Origin of the sequence: Maritimibacter harenae, assembly GCF_009882975.1 — a bacterium.
GTDB classification, from domain to species: Bacteria; Pseudomonadota; Alphaproteobacteria; order Rhodobacterales; family Rhodobacteraceae; genus Maritimibacter; species Maritimibacter harenae.
Genome location: NZ_WTUX01000011.1, coordinates 111806 through 129860 on the forward strand (window position 1 = coordinate 111806; position 18055 = coordinate 129860).

The window sequence follows — 18055 nt, forward strand, 5'->3', positions numbered from 1 at the left end:
ACCGGTGCAATTAATCATGATAATTTGAGTCGCAATAACGAACGAAAATTCTCGACAGATCCAACAAGGGAGCCATCCAATGAACGTACTTTCATGGACACGCCGCGGGCTGTTCGCGGCTGCCGCGGGCGCGGCGCTGGCCACGGGGCTTGCGCTGACACCGGGCACCGCTTTGGCCCAGACGCCGCCGGGCGTGCTCATCGTCGGCCAGATCGCCGAGCCCAAGTCGCTCGACCCGGCCGCCGTCACCGCGCAGAACGATTTCCGGATCGTTGTGAACATGTACGAAGGGCTCGTGCAGTACAAATCCGGCACGCTCGAGGTCGAGCCCTCGCTGGCCGAAAGCTGGGACGTGTCCGAGGACGGCACCGAGTACACCTTCAAGCTGCGCGAAGGCGTGACCTTCCATGACGGCACGCCCTTCAACGCGGAAGCCGTGAAATTCAACTTCGACCGGATGCTCGACGAAGAGCACCCGTATCACAACACCGGCCCGTTCCCGCTGGCCTTCTTCTTCTCGGCCATCACCGAGACGCAGGTGGTCGACGAGTACACCGTGAAGCTCGTCCTGAACGAGCCCTACGCGCCGCTCCTGTCCAACCTGGCCTATCCCACGGGTCTTCTCGTGTCGCCGACGGCCGTGGCCGAATACGGCGAGGATTACGGGCGCAACCCGGTCGGCACAGGCCCGTTCCAGTTCGCCGAATGGCGTTCGAACGAGCGTGTGGTGGTGGAGCGCTACGCCGACTATTGGGGTGAGCCGGCCGAGGCCGAGGCGGTCGTCTTCCGCCCGATCACGGATGCCAACACCCGCGTGGCCGAGATGCTGTCGGGGGGCATCGACGTGATGGTCGAAGTGCCGCCCACCGCGCTGTCGGAATTCCAGGGCGAAGACTACAACATCGTCGAGCAGGCAGGCCCGCACGTCTGGTTCCTGATCCTGAACGCCAAGGAAGGCCCCTTCGCAGACAAGCGCGTGCGCCAGGCGGCGAACTACGCGATCAACAAGGAAGCGCTGGTCAACGACGTGCTCGAGGGCACCGCCGAAGTCGCCGCGGGCCCGATCCCGCCCGCCTTCGCCTGGGCCTACAACGAAGAGCTCGATCCCTATCCCTACGACCCGGAGAAGGCCCGCGAGCTGATCGAGGAAGCCGGCGCCGAGGGCGCGGAGCTGACCTTCTACGTGACCGAGGGCGGTTCCGGCATGCTCGACCCGATCCCGATGGGCACGGCGATCCAGGCGGACCTGAACGCCGTCGGGCTCGACGTGAAGATCGAGACCTACGAGTGGAACACGTTCCTGGGTGAAGTGAACCCGGGGCTCGAGGGCAAGGCCGACATGGCCGAGATGGCCTGGATGACCAACGATCCGGACACGCTGCCCTTCCTCGCGCTGCGCACGGCGGCCTTCCCCTCGGAGGGCGGCTTCAACTCCGGCTACTACTCCAACCCGGAGGTGGACGCGCTGCTCGACAAGGCCCGCGTGGAAACCGACCAGGAAGAGCGTGCGAAGCTCTACAAGGAAATGCAGGAGATCGTGCAGGAAGATGCACCCTGGGTCTTCGTCGCGAACTGGAAGCAGAACGCGGTGACCTCGGACCGGGTCGAGAACCTGGTGCTCGAGCCCTCCTTCCTGCTGCAGCTCGAAGACGTGGTGAAGAACTGATCTTCACCCGATCCCGGGCGGGTCGTGCTCCTCTCGCGCGCCCCGCCCGGCCCATTCCTCACACTCACCCCCGCGCCGGGGCCGTCCGGAGGCCGCAATGGGCAACTACATCCTCAAGCGACTGATCTCGGCGATCCCGGTGCTGCTGGGCATCACGATCATCGTGTTCCTGATCATGGCGATGATCCCCGGCGACCCGGCCACGGCGATCCTGGGCAGTTACGCGACGCCCGAGAACGTCGAGAAGCTCAACCGCGACCTCGGGCTCGATAAGCCGCTGGTCACGCGTTACTTCATCTGGCTCGGCAACATGCTCACCGGCGATTTCGGGCGCTCGTTCTCGTTGAACCGCCCGGTGATCGACGAGATCCTGGAACGCTTCAACGCCACTCTGATCCTCGCGGGCACATCCTGGCTGCTCTGCGCGATCTTCGGCATCCTCGCCGGCGTCATCTCGGCCTCGCGCCAGTACGGCTTCGCCGACAAGGCGATCACCTTCGTGGTCCTCATCGGCATCTCGGTGCCCTCTTTCTTCCTCGGCATGATGATGATCCTGCTCTTCGCGGTGAACCTGCGCTGGCTTCCCGCGAGCGGCATGTTCGCGATCTACGGGGGCGGTGACCTGCCCGACCTCCTGCGGCACCTCGCGATGCCCGCCGTCGCGCTCGCCGTCGTGGCCACCGGCGTGGTCGCGCGCCTCAGCCGTTCGGCGATGCTCGAGGTGCTCCGGCAGGACTACATCCGCACCGCCCGCGCCAAGGGGGTGGGCGAGCGGCGCGTGCTCTACGGTCACGCGCTGCGCGCCGCGATGGTGTCGATCATCCCCGTGCTCGGCATCCAGGCGGGCTTCGTGCTCTCCGGCTCCGTCTTCATCGAGATCGTGTTCCAGTGGCCCGGCGTGGGCCGGATGCTGGTCGACGCGATTCTGACCCGTGACATCCTGCTCGTGCAGGGCGGCGTGGTCTTCGTCGCGGCCTGTTACGTCTTCTTCAACATCTGCGTGGACGTGGCCCAGTCGCTCCTCGACCCGAGGATCAAGACATGAAGTTTCTAAAACTCCTGTTCCGCAACCGGCTGGCCGCGCTGGGCGCGGTGGTGCTGGGCCTGATCCTGCTCATCGTGCTGATCACGCCGCTCCTGCCGCTGCAGGACCCGGACGTGACGAACACGTCGAACCGCTTCCTCACCCCGTTCTCCGAGGGCCACCTGCTGGGCACCGATCACCTGGGTCGCGATCTGCTCTCGCGGCTGCTCTACGGCACGCGGGTGTCGCTCGCCGTGGGCATCTTCGCCGCGCTGATCGCGGGCACCATCGGGTCCGCGATCGGGATCGTGGCGGGCTATTTCGGCGGGCGCACCGACAACGTCATCATGCGCGGCGTCGACATGCTGATGGCCTTTCCCTACATCCTGCTGGCGCTGGCCATCGTGGCGGCCCTCGGTCCCGGGCTCTTCAACGCGCTGATCGCGGTCGCGGCCGTCAACATCCCGTTCTTCGCGCGCAACATCCGGGGCGTGACCGTGAGCCTCGCGGGCCGCGAGTTCATCGACGCCGCACGCCTGTCAGGGATGGGACATACCCGGATCATCCTGACCGAGCTTCTGCCCAACGTGCTCTCGACCATCGTCATCGCCATGTCCACGACCGTGGGCTGGATGATCCTCGAGACCGCGGGGCTGTCCTTCCTCGGCCTCGGCAGCCAGCCGCCGCAGGCCGACCTCGGCTCCATGCTGGGCGAGGCGCGCGCGCAACTGATCACCGATCCGCACACCTCGATCATACCGGGCATCATGATCTTCCTCATCGTCATGTCGATCAACCTGCTGGGCGACGGGGTGCGCGACGCGCTCGACCCGCGCCTGCGCTCCGGCGCGCTCACCCGGCCGCGCGCCCAGACGATGGTGGAGCGCGAGGGCCCGGTCCCGGCCGACGACGGCAAGGGGCTCTTGAACCTGCAGGCGCTGTCGACGCAGTTCCACGTGGGCGGGCGCGTCTACAAGGCGGTCAACGACGTGTCGCTCCACGTGAAGCCCGGCGAATGCCTGGGCGTGATCGGGGAATCCGGGTCGGGCAAATCCGTCACCGCGCTCTCCGTCATGGGGTTGGTGCCTTCTCCGCCGGGCGTGGTGACGAGCGGGGCGGTGCGCTACGAGGGCGACGACCTGCTCGACATGCCGTTCGAGAAGCTGCGCCAGCGCCGAGGCGACAAGGTGGCCTACATCTTCCAGGACCCGCTTTCGACGCTGCACCCGCTCTACCGCGTGGGCGACCAGCTGAAGGAGGCGATCAGCGTCCACCACAAGGTGCCGGACAAGGAGCTGGAGCAACGGGCGATCGATCTGCTCAGGTCCGTGCGCATTCCCAACGCCGCCGACCGGATCCGCAACTACCCGCACGAGATGTCGGGCGGCATGCGTCAGCGCGTGGGCATCGCGATGGCGCTGGCCAACGACCCCGACGTGATCATCGCGGACGAACCCACCACGGCGCTCGACGTGACCGTCCAGGCGCAGATCCTGTCTCTGCTCGACGACCTGCGGCGCGAACACGGGCTCGCGATCATCTTCATCACCCACGACTTCGGCGTCGTGGCGCAGCTGTGCGACCGCGTGGCGGTGATGTACGGCGGCAAGATCGTGGAGGAGGGGACCACCACCGACATCCTCGACCACCCCGCCCATCCCTACACCAAGCGGCTCATGGCCTGCGTGCCGGAGCTGGGCGCGGGCAAGCGCGAACTGGCCGCGATCCCCGGCCTGCCGCCCATCGTGTCCGACCTGCCGCCCGGCTGCGCCTTCGCGCCACGCTGCGACAAGGCCACCGAAGCCTGCCGGCAAGGCGAGATCGCGCTCGAGGGCGGGCGCCACGCCGTGCGCTGCATTCATCCCGAGGAGGAGGTCGCATGAGCGTCGCACTCAAGGTCGAAAACCTCGCCAAGACCTTCGCCATCTCCGGCGGCCTGTTTCGCGGCCAGAAGGCGGGCGTACGCGCGGTCCGCCCGATGTCCTTCGGGGTCGAGACCGGCGAAACGCTGGGCATCGTCGGGGAGTCGGGCTGCGGCAAGTCCACGCTGGCGCGCATGCTGGTGGGGCTTCTCGAACCCACCGAGGGCACGATCGAGATCGAGGGCAAGGCGCTCGACAACGCCGACCCCAAGGCCTTCGGCCGGCTGATCCAGTACATGTTCCAGGACCCGGTGTCCTCGCTCAACCCGCGCAAGACGATCAAACAGATCATGGAAGCGCCGCTCAAGCGCCTCCACGGCATGAACCGGGCCGAGCGCGACAAGCGGATCGCCGAGATCTTCGACAGCGTGAACCTGCGCTCCGAGTTCCTCGAGCGCTACCCGCACGAGTTCTCCGGCGGTCAGGCGCAGCGCATCGGCGTGGCCCGCGCACTGGCCGCCGCGCCGCGCATCATCATCCTCGACGAACCCGTCTCCGCGCTCGACGTGTCGGTGCAGGCGCAGGTGTTGAACCTGCTCCGGCGTCTCAAGGACGAGTTCAACCTCACCTACCTTTTCATTTCCCACGACCTGGCGGTGGTCGAGGCGGTGTCGGACCGGATCGTGGTGCTCTATTTCGGGGCGGTGGTCGAGATCGGGAAGGCCGAGGAGGTTTTCTCGAACCCGAAACACCCGTATACCAAGCTCCTCGCGGACTCGGCCCCCGTTGTCGGGCGCCCCCTGAAGGCGCCCGAACAGAAGGACAGCGAGTTGCCGGACCCGCTCAACCCGCCGCCGGGCTGCGCTTTCGCGACGCGCTGCCCGCGCGCCACCGACATCTGCCGCGAGAGCGACCCGGCGCTCGAACGTGTAGGAGGAGATCAGTTTGCCGCGTGTTTCCACCCGCTTGAAGACTGACGCGCCGAAACTCAGCCGTCCCGCGCAGGTCGCCGAGGCGATCAAGGATTTCATCGTGCGCGAGGGCCTGCAGCCGGGCGACCGGCTTCCGTCCGAACCCGAGCTGATCGAACGCTTCGCGATGGCCAAGGGCACGATCCGCGAGGCGCTTCGTCTTCTGGACGCGCAAGGGCTGGTGAAGTCGCGCACGGGGCCGGGCGGGGGCACCTTCGTCCACGAGGTGAGCCAGGAACGTGCCGAGGCGCTGCTGGCCAACTACTTCTACTTCAAGGATCTGACGATCTCGGACATCTACCAGATCCGCCGCGTGCTCGAACCCGAGCTGGTGGCCGATCTCGCGGGCTCCCTGTCGCCGCGCGTGCTGACCGAGCTGCGCGAGATCCTGGCGCTCTACGAAGAGCCCGCCCAGACCGACGAGGAAGAGCGCGACCAACACGTGGCGACCTTGCGATTCCACAAGCGGCTCGCCGACCAGAGCGCCAACCCGCTCCTGTCCTTCCTGATCGGCTTCATGCTGACGATCCTGACCGACATCACCGTCTACCGGGAGCTCTACACACCCATCAACCACGACCTCTGGGCCAAGGGGCGCGACTACCAGCGACGCCTGCTCGACGCGCTGGAGGCCGGCGACAGCGGCGCGGCGCGCGCGATCATGACCGCGCACATGCAGACCGCAGGCCCGATGATGGAGGGCCAGGAGGCGTTCTCGCTCAAGCGTTTCATCACGGACTGAGCGCGTGGGCGGGGTCGGCCCACGTTGCGCTCGCCGACCGATGGCCTATACCGGCGGGATGAAGTTCCCACCGCTCCGCTTCAACCTGTTCACGCTCTTGCTGCTCGCGCTCGGCGCAGGCGCGGGGTTCCTCTTCAGCTGGATCGGCACGCCGCTGCCCTTCATGCTGGGCGCACTCGCCGTCTCCGCTGTCGCGGCGATGGGGTTTTCGCGGCACTTCCCGGCGGGCTACACCTATCCGCTCCCGTTCCGGCAGCTTTTCGTGGGCGTGATCGGCGTGATGATCGGCGCGCAGGTGTCGCCGGAGCTTCTGTCGCTGATCCCGACGCTCTGGATCAGCATCCCGGCGGTGCTTCTCTTCGTCGTGCTGGCCCACGGGCTGAATTTCCTGCTGTTTCGCCGCCTCGGCCGCTTCGACCGGGCCACGGCGTTCTACGCCGGCTCCCCGGGTGGGCTGCTCGAGGCGATCGCCTTCGGGGAAGAGGCGGGAGCCGACATCCGGCTTCTGACCATCATGCAGTTCCTGCGCATCATCGTGGTCGTGGCGATCCTTCCCTTCGCGATTTCAATCTACGAAGGTACGCCGGTCGGCTCGGCCGCCGGGCTCGCTGTCGTGGGGGGGAGCGCCGGGATACTCGACGTGGGGCTCGTCCTGCTCTTTTCCGTGGTCGGCGTCCGGCTCGGTACGCTGGCCCGCGTGCCCGCGGCGCAGCTCGTCGGGCCGCTCTTCGTCGTGGGGCTGGGCAGCGCCTTCGGCCTGATCGACCTGGCGATTCCGCCCTGGCTCATTGGCCTGGCGCAGATCGTGGTGGGCATCAGCCTCGGTTTGCGCTTTTCCGGCATCACCCGGCGCATGCTGATGTCGGGCCTGGGGCTCGCCGTCCTGTCCGGCGCGATGATGCTGGGCCTCGGGGCCGCGTTGTCGGTGGGCGTGGCGCGCCTGACCGGCTTCGACATCGAGACGCTCATCATCTGCTTCGCCCCCGGCGGCGTGACCGAGATGAGCCTTGTGGCGCTCTCGCTCGCCATCAGCCCCACATTCGTGACGCTGCATCACCTGGTGCGCATCCTCGCCACCGTGTTCGAACTGGGGATCGTTCGCCGCCTGGGCTGGATCTGATCCCGCTCACTTGTTCGCGTCGATCCAGCGGCTCATCAGGCCTGCATCCCGGAAACATTCGTCGGGGATCGCCCGGCGTTTGATGCGCGCGATCTTCTCGGCGAAGGCGACCTGTCGCGAGGTGGCGACCCCGTGCGTCGCATGCCGCGGCTTGTGCCGGTCGATCCAGCTCGACAGCGCCTGCCGGCTCTCCAAACTCGTGCGCGGGATCGCGGTATCCAGCTTGCGCGCGATCACCCGGGCATAGTTCAACTGCTTGTCGGTGGGGGGTAGGGGATTGGTCTCATACATGGTTCGTTCTCCCAAGCATGGAACAAACATAGAACATGTTTGCGCGTCTGCATAGAGGGAACGCGTCACGACGCGGTGAGGTTGCACACCATGTGGTGTTTTTGGGTTTCAGAGGCACAAGATCGGCAGATCCGGGGCGCCCCGGTCGCTCATCCGTCCAGGCGCAGGAGGTCGTGGCCGATGGGGGCGGTGATCCAGTCGGCGCCGTCCGGGGTGATGACGATCATCTCCTCGTGGACCATGATCCGGCCCGGGACCGTCTCGATCACGGGTTCCAGCGAAAGGACCATGCCGGGCACCAGCGGCGTGTGATCCGCGGGCAGGATCGAGGGCGGCTCGGTCAGGCTCAGCCCGACGCCGTGGCCCAGCCGCCCGGCGCCCGTGCCGTGCCCGCCGGTCAGCACGAAATCCATCGCGGCGAAGAGCTCGGCCGGCGTCGCGCCGGGGCGGGCGGCGTCGAACCCGGCCTGGGTAGCGTCGATCAGGCGCCGGTGCGCGTCCGCCACGCGGCGTGACGGCGTGCCCAGCACGTAGTTGCGGTCGTAGTCGCAGAAATACCCGTCCCAGACCGCGCCGGTGTCGAGCATCAGCACGTCGCCCGCCGCCAAAGCCGCGTCGGTGGCTGGCGAGATCACGTCCTCGTAGCCGTCCGGCCCCGCGCCGCCCGCGAGGTAGGGCACACGGTCAGCACCATCGCGCAGGCAGGCGATCTCGAAGGAACGGAACACCTCGGACAGCGCCACGCCGGGCGCGGCGATCTCGTCCATCCGGTCGAAGGTCCCGGCGGGCAGGCCTGCGGCCCAGCGGATCTTGTCGATCTCGGCGTCCGACTTCACCATCCGGAGCGCGCGCAGGATGCCCGCGTCGTCCGAGAACACGCGGTCCGAGAGCCGGTCGCGCAGCATCCGCCAGTCGGCCAGCGGCATGCGCAGATGCGTCTCGTGCCCAGATGGCACACCGATCGTGCCGCCCGCGCGCACGACCTCGGCCAGCGTCCCGGCCAGGCGCGTGACCCCGTCGTCGGTGTAGTCGGGGGAGGGCCAGCTGCGGATATCCTCGATCCAGGTGCGGGCCATGAGCGGCACGCCGATCTCCGGGATGACGGCGATGGGCGCGCCGGTCGCGGGGACGACCACGTACCAGGGCCGCGTCGGGCTTTCCCAGAACCGCGTGAGGAAGCCGGTGACATAGGCGACGTCGGCCGGAGTCGTGAGAAGCAGGGCTTCGATCCCGGCGGTCTCCATCCGCTCCTGTGCAAGCGCGACACGCGTGGCGAAGGTGCTGTCGGGGAAACCGCGCGCGGGCTTCATGACGCTTCCGTGAGGAAGGTAAGCACGCGGGCATCGGCTCCGGCGCCGATGGCGTCCGGTAATCCGGCGAGGAGCGCGGCGATGCCGGCCCCGCCCGAGGGCGTGGTCTCCAGGTCGACGCCGGTGGCGAAATCCGTGCCGGCGCGCGCCTCGTCCTCCGTGATCGTCACGAACCAGTCGGCGTCGCGCGCAAGGCCCTTGAGCGCGATGAGAGAGGGCATCTTGCAGTCGAGCCGCCCCATCGCCGAAACCGGACCCGCGCTTTCCGCCGGCGCGCCCGCGGCGATCGAACCCGCAAGCGCCGGGGCCGCGTCCGGTTCGACCACGATGATCTCGGGGTCGTCGCCCCAGGTGGCGCGCGCGTAGGCCGCGACGGCACCCGCGAGCCCGCCGACACCCGCCTGCACGACGATGTGGGTGGGCGGGGCCTCCATCTGTTCGGCGATCTCCTCCATCAGGATGAGGTAGCCCTCCATCAGGACGTGCGGGATCGTGGCGTAGCCGGGCCAGGAGGAATCCGACAGGAGCGTCAGCCCTTCGGCCTCCGCGTCCGCCTCGGCGGCGGCCATGCTCTCTTCGTAGGTCGCGCCGGCGCGCCGCACGTCGGCCCCTTCGGCCTGCAGGCGCTCCGCGAAACTCTCGGGCACGGTGTCGGCAAGGTAGATGCGCGCCGTGGCGCCGAAGGCGGCCGCGCCCGCGGCGACGGAAAGCCCGTGGTTGCCCGCGCTCGCCGCCACGTAGGTGCGCCCTTTCGCGCGGCCCTCCGCGGCATCGACCGCGATGACATGGGCCGCCCCGAGCGCCTTGAAACTGCCCAGGCCCATCCGTTCCCGCTCGTCCTTGACGAAGACGCCCCCGACCCCCGCCGCGTCGGCCAGGTCGGGGGCCGTCAGAAGCGGTGTCACATGATGGCGCGGGCAGTGGATGACGCGGGCCACGGCGGCCTGCGCGTCATGCGCGGGGTAGGGCATCGCGGCGAGGTCCGGGTGATCCAGCCCCCGGCCGCGATGCGGATTGCGCGCCGCCTCCACCTAGCCGAACACGGCGCCGAGCGCCCCGTCGACCGCATCGGTGATCGCGTCGATGTCGGCCTCGGTCGCGATCAGGGCGGGCGAGAAGCACAGCACGTTGTTGAGCCCCGGCACGGAGCGGTTCGACGCCCCGATGATGACGCCGCGCTCGGCGCAGCCCGCGACGACCGCGGCGATGTCGCTCTCGGCCACCGGCTCCTTTGTGGCGCGGTCCTTCACCAGCTCCAGCCCCTGGAACAGGCCGAGCCCGCGCACGTCCCCGATCACCTCGTGCTTCTCTTCCAGTGCCTCGAGGTTGGCCATCAGCCGTTCGCCCATCTTCGCGGCGTTCTCGACCAGCCCCTCGTCCTCGATGATGCGCATGTTCTCGAGCGCGGCGGCGGGGCCGGCTGTGCAGCCCCCGAAGGTCGAGATGTCGCGGAAATGGTCGAGCGGATCGCCCGGGTCGGACTTGAACAGCTCGAACACCTTCTCGGTCGTCACGCAGCAGGCGATCGCGGCATAACCCGAGGCCACGCCCTTGGCGAGCGTGACGAAATCCGGCTCGATCCCGTAATGCTGGTAGCCGAACCACTTGCCGGTGCGGCCCATGCCGCAGACCACCTCGTCGATGTGGAGCAGAATGTCGTACTTGCGGCAGATCTCCTGCACACGCTCCCAGTAGCCGGGCGGGGGCGTGATGACGCCGCCGCCGGCGGTGATGGGTTCGAGGCAGAGCGCGCCCACCGTTTCGGGCCCTTCGGCGAGGATCACCTCCTCGATCGCGTCGGCGGCCTTGCGTCCGTATTCCGCGCCGGACGCATCCCACTGGGCGCGGTATTCCATGCAATGGGGCACGCGCACGAAATCCGGGGCGAGTGGGCCGTACTGCATGACGCGTTCATCCTGCCCGCCCGCGCTCATCGTGCCGATGGTGCCACCGTGGTAGTCGCGGTCGCGGTAGAGGATCTTGGTCTTCTTGCCGCCGTAGCGCTTGTGCGCGATCTGGCGCACCATCTTGAAGGCCTTCTCGTTCGCCTCGGACCCCGAATTGCAATAGTACACCCGGCTCATCCCCGGCATCTTCTCGATCAGCTTCTCGGCGAAGACTGCGCCGGGGATCGTGCCCGCTGCACCGGCGAAGTAGTTCATCTTCACGAGCTGCTCACGCACCGCGTCCGCGATGCTTTCGCGCCCGTAGCCCACGTTCACGGTCCAGACCGCGCCCGAGACCGCGTCGATGAACTCGCGCCCGTTCTGGTCCCATACGCGCATGCCCTTGCCCTCGACGATGATGCGGGGCTCGCCGGTCTCGAAAGGTTTGTGCTGGACGAGATGGTGCCAGACATGGGCCTTGTCCGCCTCGACCACGTGCGAGATATCGTTGTCGGTATAGCCGTCCACGCAAACCTCCTGGACTTTGTCTATTTGATCAAAAAAACGATAGGGGTGGGGCAGGGGGTTGTAAATGGACGACTTGCCGCGCGGGCAGGGCTCGCTAGGCTGGACCTGCAAGGAAGGAGACGCCGATGACCGAAACCATGCCCGAGGGCCACGCGGTCCTGCGCACCGTCGCGATGCCGGCGGACGTGAACAGCGCGGGCGACATCTTCGGCGGCTGGGTCCTGAGCCAGATGGACATCGCCGGCGGCATCGTCGCGGCCGAGCGCGCGCAGAGCCGCGTCGCCACGGTGGCCGTGGAGGCGATGAAATTCATCCGGCCCGTGAAGGTCGGCGACATCCTGTGCATCTACGGCACGGTGGAGCGCGTCGGCACGACCTCGGTCGCGGTGCGGCTCGATGCCTGGGCGCTGCGGGGCCTGCAAGCGCGAAGCGAGAAGGTGACCGAAGGCGTCTTCACCTTCGTGGCGCTCGATTTCGAGGGCAACAAGCGGCCAATCGACAACACCTGAGCGCGCAATTTATCGCGCTGATTGCAATGCCGCCCGGATTCGACAGTTTGGGGTTGTCGGACACAATCGGGGACAAACATGTCGGGTATCGTTGCGCGTTTTTCCGGGATCTGCCTGCCGAAGGCGCTTTTTTTCGTGGCCGTCGTGGTCCTCTGGGCCGCCCAGCCGGTCCGCGCGCAATCCACGCCGATGTTCAGCTTCGGCGATTCCGTGCCCAGCTTCAGCGGCGGCAGCTACCTTAAGGGCGTGCCGACCTCGGCCTTCATCGACACCGGAGAGAACCGGTTCGAAAAGGCGGGGCGCGTCTTCGGCGAAACCATCGGCGGCGTGCGCGGGATCGCGGACGACTTCTTCGACATCGCGGCCTTCCCGGCGCGCGAGCCGATCCTCTTCGGCGTCGCCGTGGCCGGGATCGGCGCGCTGGTGGCGACGGACTACCAAGTCACGGCGTTCTACCAGGACAAGATCGAAAGCGCCTTCGACGGGTTTTCGCTGCCGTCCTTCGTGCCGTCGAACCTGAAGCGAAACACGGTCCTGCGCTATATCTCCCGCGAGGACGAATACCTCCTCGCCGGGATCGGCCTGACCTATGCCTACGGCTTCGCGGCGAATGACGAGCGCGCGCAGGCGACCGCGATCCTCGCCTCGAAGGCGGTGGCCTATTCCTACGTGATCTCGCACGTGCTGTTGAAGCCGGTGTTCGGCCGGCTGCGCCCCGCGAACGACCTGTCGTCCTACGGCGGGCCGGTCGACACGGTGGACGCCCAGGGTTTCACGCCGAACCCTTACAAATTCGGGAATTTCCCAGGGATCAACCTGCGCCCGACCGCCTACGGCACCGCGATGCCGAGCTTCCACTACACGCTCTATTTCTCCGTCGCGCGGGTCTATTCGGGCATGTACGACAACGCGATCCTGCCCTACGTCGCGGCCGGGCTCCTCTCCGTGTCCAACATCCGCGGCCACAACCACTGGGTCTCCGACATGGTGGCGGGCGCGGTGATCGGGACGGTGATCGGCCAGTCGATCCTGGACAACTACACCGAGCGCAAGGGGCTCGACATGAGCTTCACGCCGGTGGTGTCGTCGCGCGGGGTCGGCGCGCAGTTCTCGATGCGCTTCTGAGCGCGCGCGGGCACGGAACAGAACCCGAACACCTTTTCCTCGCAGTCGCTGGCGTGTAGGCTCGCGCCATGAGCAGTTTCGACGACTCCCCCATGTCCGCCGACACCCGCCCGAGCCTGAGCCAGATGGCGATGGCGGCCCGGCCCGCGCCGTATCTGGACGATCTGAACCCCGCGCAGCGCGCGGCGGTCGAGGCGCTGGACGGTCCCGTCCTGATGCTCGCCGGGGCGGGCACCGGCAAGACCAAGGCGCTGACCGCGCGTATCGCCCACCTCTTGAACACCGGCCGGGCGCGCCCGAACGAGATCCTGTCGGTCACCTTCACCAACAAGGCCGCGCGGGAGATGAAGAACCGCGTGGGCCAGCTTCTGGGCCAGCCCGCTGAAGGGATGCCGTGGCTGGGCACCTTCCACGCGATCTGCGTCAAGCTCCTGCGCCGCCATGCGGAGCTTGCCGGGCTCAAGTCGAATTTCACCATCCTTGACACCGACGACCAGATCCGGCTGATGAAGCAGCTCATCGTGGCCGAGAACATCGACGAGAAGCGCTGGCCCGCGCGCCAGCTTGCCGGGATCATCGACGGCTGGAAGAACCGCGCCTGGACGCCCGAGAAAGTGCCGGCGGCTGAGGCGGCGGCATTCAATAACCGCGGGACCGAACTCTACGCGGCCTACCAGGAGCGGCTGAAGACGCTGAACGCGGTGGATTTCGGCGACCTGCTTTTGCACATGGTCACGATCTTCCGCGAGCACGAGGACGTGCTGGCGCAGTACCAGCGATGGTTCCGGTATATCCTCGTGGACGAGTACCAGGACACCAACGTCGCGCAGTACCTGTGGCTGCGGCTTCTTGCGGGGGCGCACAAGAACATCTGCTGCGTGGGCGACGATGACCAGTCGATCTATGGCTGGCGCGGGGCCGAGGTGGGCAACATCCTGCGCTTCGAGAAGGATTTCCCGGGCGCCAAGGTGGTGCGGCTTGAGCAGAACTATCGCTCGACGCCCCATATCCTCGCCGCGGCCGGCGGGGTGATCCGCGGGAACGAAGACCGGCTGGGCAAGGAGCTCTGGACCGAGGCCGAAGAAGGCGAGCGGGTCCGCCTCATCGGCCACTGGGACGGCGAGGAAGAAGCGCGCTGGATCGGGGACGAGATCGAGGCGATGCAATCGGGCTCGCGCGGGATGAACCCCATGAGCCTCGACGACATGGCGATTCTCGTGCGCGCCTCGCACCAGATGCGCGCCTTCGAGGACCGGTTCCTGACCATCGGCCTGCCGTACCGCGTGATTGGCGGCCCGCGCTTCTACGAGCGGATGGAGATCCGCGACGCGATGGCCTATTTCCGGCTCGCCGTGTCGCCCGACGACGACCTCGCCTTCGAGCGTATCGTGAACACGCCGCGCCGGGGCCTGGGCGACAAGGCGGTGCAGACGATCCAGCGCATGGCGCGCGCCCACGCGATCCCGCTTGTGGACGCCGCCGGCAAATGCGTCGAGCAGGCCGAGATCAAGGGCAAGGGCGGCAAGAGCCTGGCCCAGCTCGTCACCAACATCTTCCGCTGGCATAGCCAGGTCCGCGACGAGGCCGACACCCATGTCGAGCTTGCCGAGATGATCCTCGAGGAATCCGGCTACACGGAGATGTGGCAGAACGACAAGACGCCGGAGGCGCCGGGGCGGCTCGAGAACCTCAAGGAACTGGTCAAGGCGCTCGAGGAATTCGACAACCTTCAGGGCTTCCTCGAACATGTCGCGCTGATCATGGACAATGAAAGCGACGAGGCGGAAGAGAAGGTCACCATCATGACGCTTCACGCCGCCAAGGGGCTCGAATACCCCGCCGTGTTCCTGCCGGGCTGGGAGGACGGGCTTTTCCCGTCGCAGCGCTCGATGGACGAAAGCGGGCTCAAGGGGCTCGAGGAAGAGCGCCGGCTGGCCTATGTCGGAATCACCCGGGCCGAGGAGCTCTGCACGATCTCCTTCGCCGCCAACCGGCGTGTCTACGGCCAGTGGCAGAGCCAGATGCCCTCGCGCTTCATCGACGAACTGCCGGAGGAAAACGTCGACGTGCTCACCCCGCCGGGGCTCTACGGCGGCGGCTACGGCGCGGCGGGCAGCTTCGGCTCTGGTTCCTCGCTCGAGGAAAAGGCGGCGCGCGCGGATGCCTACAACTCGCCGGGCTGGCGCCGGATGCAGCAGAACACGGCGCGTTCGATGCACAGCCCCAACGAGTCGCGCAATCTGACCATCGATTCCACTGCCGTCTCGGCCTTCACCCAGGGCGACCGGGTGTTCCACCAGAAGTTCGGCTACGGCTACGTAATGGGGATCGAGGGCGACAAGCTCGATATCGAGTTCGAGCACGCCGGGTCCAAGAAGGTCGTGGCGAAGTTCATCGTGCCTGCGGACCGGGCCGGCGACGATATCCCATTCTGACCAGGCCTGCGGCGCGATCCGCATGCCTCCGGCCATAAAAAAACGGTGACGCCCGGGAGGAGGTGGGCGCCACCGTTCTTTTCGGCAATCGGCGTCAGGGAGGAGGAAGACGCCATTGCTTCGGTCGGGGTTGCCCCCGGTATGTTTGCCCGTCCGCTCCAGGGAGGAGGAAGGAGCATTCGGGCTACGGTTACCCCAGGGAGGAGGAGAGGGGCTTCCGATCTGTTGCTGTCAGCGGCGGCTCGGGAGGAGGTGAGCCGCCGCCGACAGGACCGGGACCTTCAGGGAGGAGGAGGAAGGCCCCGTATTGTCGACCCGGGTAGGCGTCAGGGAGGAGGGAGACGCTGACCGGGTCATCGAGAAACCTCAGGGAGGAGGAAGAGGTTCCCGAAACTCTCTTATTTTTTGCCGTAGGCCGCCTCGCGGGCGAGGAACGGGATCTCGGCGCGGCTGATGCCCAGGTCGGCCAGGTCACGGGCGTCGAGCGATTGCAGCTCGTCGCGGGTGGTGCGGTAGACCTTGCGCTTGGCGCGGGCTTCGCCGAAGGATTTCAGCAGGGTGGACACGCGGTCGAAAAGGCCGTGGTCGGCGTGGCGGATGTCGGTTGCGTATGCCATGTCGTCTCTCTCTTTCGTCTCTGTCGCCCGTCGGTGGGCGCTCTGTCGTGCGAAGCACTGTGCCCCGCCGGTTGAGATGAAAATGGTCGATTTGCTGCAGGTGCACAATCCTGAGAAAGGTCAATGCCGCTATGCGGAAAATGCATACGTAAGGCTGACCTACTTTGTTAACGCAGGGTAAACATTGGGGAATATCGCCCCGAAAGCCCGCAGACCCTTGAGAAATCGGGGGAAAGGCGCATCTATGGCGCGACTGGTGAAGGAGGGAATGATGGCGCTCACACGCGAACGGATCATGTCGGTACTGGCCGAGGTGGCCATGCCGGACAAAGGCGACCTTGCTTCGCGCGACGTGGTGCGCGCGCTCAACATAGACGGCGGGCACGTCAGCTTCGTGATCGAGGCACCGGACCCCGACATCGCGTCGCAGATGGAACCGCAGCGCCGCGCCGCCGAGGCGGCGGTGAGCGCGTTGGACGGGGTTGAGCGGGTGACGGCCATCCTCACCGCCCACGGCGGCGGCAAGCCCGCGCCCAAGCAGCAGCAACAGCAGGAGGCCCCCAGCCTTCGCGTGGGCGGCCATCCGAAGCCGCAGGCCGGACCGCAGGCGATCCCGGGCGTCGACCGGGTGATCGCGGTCGCCTCCGGCAAGGGCGGAGTGGGCAAGTCCACCGTGTCCTCGAACCTCGCCGTGGCGCTGGCCGCCGCGGGGCGCAAGGTGGGCCTGCTCGATGCCGACATCCTGGGTCCCAGCCAGGCGCACATGATGGGCGTGAAGGACAAGCCGGCCTCGGCCGATGGCAAGACGCTCGAGCCGCTCGAGGCACACGGGGTCAAGGTCATGTCGGTCGGCGCCATCGTCGACCAGGACCAGGCGGTCGTCTGGCGCGGCCCGATGCTCATGGGCACGGTGCAGCAGTTTGCGTTCCAGGTGAACTGGGGTGATCTCGACGTGCTGATCGTGGACCTGCCGCCGGGCACCGGCGATGTGCAGCTGACGCTCAGCCAGAAGGTCGAGATGACCGGCGCGCTGGTGGTGTCGACGCCGCAGGACGTGGCGCTGCTCGACGCGCACAAGGCGATCGACATGTTCGGCAAGGTCAGCGTGCCCGTGCTGGGCCTGATCGAGAACATGTCCTCCTACATCTGCCCCAACTGCGGGCACGAGGCGCATCTCTTCGGGGAAGGCGGCGTGGCCCGCGAGGCCGAGAAGATCGGCGCGCCGCTCCTGGCGCAGCTGCCGCTGTCGCTCGATGTGCGGATGGCCGGCGACAAGGGCATCCCCGTGGCGCTGACGGAAGGGGCCGTGGGCGAAGGCTACCGTGCACTTGCGGCCGACCTGGTGGCGCGCGGCATCGGCTGACCGGGGCAGGGCGGCCTGCCCCGGGACAACGATACGGACAGGGCCGGGCCGGAGTGCACTCCGCGCCCGGCCTCTCTTTTGTCCGGGACGGCATGGGAAACCGCCCCACCGCTGCCTGATCGCGGCTCGCGCATGGGATTTCATGGAACTCACGCCAAATCACACGAATCAAATCAGCGATTTTCGCGGGAATCCGCTGGAAATCGGTTGAATCGCACCTGATTTTCCGGCATCTGGCCGCCGGTTCCCGGATATTCCCGGAAAAAATCTTCCCGACCCGCGAAAAAATTCATCTCACTATATCTAGTGATGGGAATTATAGGGCGCGCAATATCGGCCGGTTCGTTCCCGTTTTGATCCGTCAAAACCTTGATTTCCAAGGGGGTCGGGAACAACATCTGGTAGGCAATTCCCATAGAAAGGGGTTGTTTCCCACGAATTCCCATGGCAATCATTAATCACACGATGAGACGGGAACAAACGGGGCGAAAAGAACCCCAGAAACAACTCCCAAGTCAGGTTTCATACAGGCACCCCGCTTCATCGGAATAAAGAGATCCGACGCGTTCGCGAGCAGACATCCCCCCAGGTGGCGCACGTGATCGG

The 18055-nt window shown here is 66.9% G+C and carries 16 protein-coding genes; 10 read left to right on the top strand and 6 right to left on the bottom strand.

Going from position 1 to position 18055, the window contains the following annotated elements; translation table 11 throughout:
• The first annotated feature begins 79 nt into the window (after nucleotides 1-79).
• The 6 genes from GQE99_RS07235 (at nucleotide 80) to GQE99_RS07260 (ending at nucleotide 7385) form a co-directional block, all read left to right on the top strand.
• The gene (locus GQE99_RS07235; protein WP_161350936.1) at nucleotides 80-1666 is read left to right on the top strand and encodes an ABC transporter substrate-binding protein; all 1587 of its coding nucleotides are present in this window, start codon (nucleotides 80-82) and stop codon (nucleotides 1664-1666) included.
• Nucleotides 1667-1763: 97 nt separating this feature from the next.
• Entirely contained in the window at nucleotides 1764-2711 is a 948-nt protein-coding gene (locus GQE99_RS07240) for an ABC transporter permease (RefSeq protein ID WP_161350937.1), read from the top strand.
• A complete protein-coding gene (locus GQE99_RS07245) occupies nucleotides 2708-4573 on the top strand; it encodes a dipeptide/oligopeptide/nickel ABC transporter permease/ATP-binding protein (RefSeq protein ID WP_161350938.1) in 1866 nt (621 codons plus the stop codon). Before GQE99_RS07240 ends, GQE99_RS07245 begins: the two co-directional genes overlap by 4 nt.
• The gene (locus GQE99_RS07250) at nucleotides 4570-5529 is read left to right on the top strand and encodes an ABC transporter ATP-binding protein (protein WP_161350939.1); all 960 of its coding nucleotides are present in this window, start codon (nucleotides 4570-4572) and stop codon (nucleotides 5527-5529) included. Before GQE99_RS07245 ends, GQE99_RS07250 begins: the two co-directional genes overlap by 4 nt.
• Entirely contained in the window at nucleotides 5519-6265 is a 747-nt protein-coding gene (locus tag GQE99_RS07255) for a FadR/GntR family transcriptional regulator (RefSeq protein ID WP_161350940.1), read from the top strand. Before GQE99_RS07250 ends, GQE99_RS07255 begins: the two co-directional genes overlap by 11 nt.
• A 58-nt stretch (nucleotides 6266-6323) precedes the next feature.
• Entirely contained in the window at nucleotides 6324-7385 is a 1062-nt protein-coding gene (locus GQE99_RS07260) for an AbrB family transcriptional regulator (RefSeq protein WP_161350941.1), read from the top strand.
• Between the two features lie 6 nt (nucleotides 7386-7391).
• On the opposite strand, the gene GQE99_RS07265 is transcribed toward GQE99_RS07260, so the two are convergent.
• The 4 genes from GQE99_RS07265 to GQE99_RS07280 form a co-directional block, all read right to left on the bottom strand.
• Complete coding sequence (locus GQE99_RS07265) at nucleotides 7392-7676, bottom strand: hypothetical protein (RefSeq protein WP_161350942.1); 285 nt, start codon at nucleotides 7674-7676, stop codon at nucleotides 7392-7394.
• Nucleotides 7677-7825: 149 nt separating this feature from the next.
• Nucleotides 7826-8986 carry a M24 family metallopeptidase gene (locus GQE99_RS07270; RefSeq protein ID WP_161350943.1) on the bottom strand — a complete coding sequence of 387 codons (1161 nt, stop codon included), beginning with the start codon at nucleotides 8984-8986 and terminating at the stop codon, nucleotides 7826-7828.
• Entirely contained in the window at nucleotides 8983-10017 is a 1035-nt protein-coding gene (locus GQE99_RS07275) for a pyridoxal-phosphate dependent enzyme (RefSeq protein ID WP_328794069.1), read from the bottom strand. Before GQE99_RS07275 ends, GQE99_RS07270 begins: the two co-directional genes overlap by 4 nt.
• A complete protein-coding gene (locus tag GQE99_RS07280) occupies nucleotides 10018-11400 on the bottom strand; it encodes an aminotransferase family protein (RefSeq protein WP_161350944.1) in 1383 nt (460 codons plus the stop codon).
• 125 nt (nucleotides 11401-11525) lie between these two features.
• On the opposite strand from GQE99_RS07280, the gene GQE99_RS07285 reads away from it, so the two are divergent.
• From GQE99_RS07285 to GQE99_RS07295, 3 genes are all read left to right on the top strand, one after another.
• Nucleotides 11526-11909, top strand: coding sequence for an acyl-CoA thioesterase (locus GQE99_RS07285; RefSeq protein ID WP_161350945.1), 384 nt, complete (start codon nucleotides 11526-11528; stop codon nucleotides 11907-11909).
• A 78-nt stretch (nucleotides 11910-11987) separates the two neighbouring features.
• A complete protein-coding gene (locus tag GQE99_RS07290; protein WP_161350946.1) occupies nucleotides 11988-13034 on the top strand; it encodes a phosphatase PAP2 family protein in 1047 nt (348 codons plus the stop codon).
• Between the two features lie 68 nt (nucleotides 13035-13102).
• On the top strand, nucleotides 13103-15469 hold the full coding sequence (locus tag GQE99_RS07295) for an ATP-dependent helicase (protein WP_161350947.1): 2367 nt from the start codon (nucleotides 13103-13105) through the stop codon (nucleotides 15467-15469).
• Between the two features lie 398 nt (nucleotides 15470-15867).
• On the opposite strand, the gene GQE99_RS07300 is transcribed toward GQE99_RS07295, so the two are convergent.
• Nucleotides 15868-16086 carry a DUF1127 domain-containing protein gene (locus GQE99_RS07300; protein ID WP_161350948.1) on the bottom strand — a complete coding sequence of 73 codons (219 nt, stop codon included), beginning with the start codon at nucleotides 16084-16086 and terminating at the stop codon, nucleotides 15868-15870.
• Between the two features lie 271 nt (nucleotides 16087-16357).
• On the opposite strand from GQE99_RS07300, the gene GQE99_RS07305 reads away from it, so the two are divergent.
• On the top strand, nucleotides 16358-17449 hold the full coding sequence (locus tag GQE99_RS07305; RefSeq protein ID WP_161350949.1) for an Mrp/NBP35 family ATP-binding protein: 1092 nt from the start codon (nucleotides 16358-16360) through the stop codon (nucleotides 17447-17449).
• 173 nt (nucleotides 17450-17622) lie between these two features.
• Here the strand turns inward: GQE99_RS07305 and GQE99_RS07310 are convergent, their stop codons facing one another.
• Nucleotides 17623-17865, bottom strand: coding sequence for a hypothetical protein (locus tag GQE99_RS07310; RefSeq protein ID WP_161350950.1), 243 nt, complete (start codon nucleotides 17863-17865; stop codon nucleotides 17623-17625).
• Nucleotides 17866-18055 lie beyond the last annotated feature (190 nt).

Bases quoted from the DNA above. Each gene is read 5' to 3' on its own strand.
- GQE99_RS07295 (WP_161350947.1), top strand. From the start codon at position 13,103: ATGAGCAGTTTCGACGACTCCCCCATGTCCGCCGACACCCGCCCGAGC.
- GQE99_RS07250 (WP_161350939.1), top strand. From the start codon at position 4,570: ATGAGCGTCGCACTCAAGGTCGAAAACCTCGCCAAGACCTTCGCCATC.
- GQE99_RS07245 (WP_161350938.1), top strand. From the start codon at position 2,708: ATGAAGTTTCTAAAACTCCTGTTCCGCAACCGGCTGGCCGCGCTGGGC.
- GQE99_RS07270 (WP_161350943.1), bottom strand. From the start codon at position 8,986: ATGAAGCCCGCGCGCGGTTTCCCCGACAGCACCTTCGCCACGCGTGTC.
- GQE99_RS07265 (WP_161350942.1), bottom strand. From the start codon at position 7,676: ATGTATGAGACCAATCCCCTACCCCCCACCGACAAGCAGTTGAACTAT.
- GQE99_RS07290 (WP_161350946.1), top strand. From the start codon at position 11,988: ATGTCGGGTATCGTTGCGCGTTTTTCCGGGATCTGCCTGCCGAAGGCG.
- GQE99_RS07235 (WP_161350936.1), top strand. From the start codon at position 80: ATGAACGTACTTTCATGGACACGCCGCGGGCTGTTCGCGGCTGCCGCG.
- GQE99_RS07305 (WP_161350949.1), top strand. From the start codon at position 16,358: ATGGCGCTCACACGCGAACGGATCATGTCGGTACTGGCCGAGGTGGCC.
- GQE99_RS07300 (WP_161350948.1), bottom strand. From the start codon at position 16,086: ATGGCATACGCAACCGACATCCGCCACGCCGACCACGGCCTTTTCGAC.
- GQE99_RS07260 (WP_161350941.1), top strand. From the start codon at position 6,324: ATGAAGTTCCCACCGCTCCGCTTCAACCTGTTCACGCTCTTGCTGCTC.
- GQE99_RS07285 (WP_161350945.1), top strand. From the start codon at position 11,526: ATGACCGAAACCATGCCCGAGGGCCACGCGGTCCTGCGCACCGTCGCG.
- GQE99_RS07240 (WP_161350937.1), top strand. From the start codon at position 1,764: ATGGGCAACTACATCCTCAAGCGACTGATCTCGGCGATCCCGGTGCTG.
- GQE99_RS07310 (WP_161350950.1), bottom strand. From the start codon at position 17,865: ATGGGAATTGCCTACCAGATGTTGTTCCCGACCCCCTTGGAAATCAAG.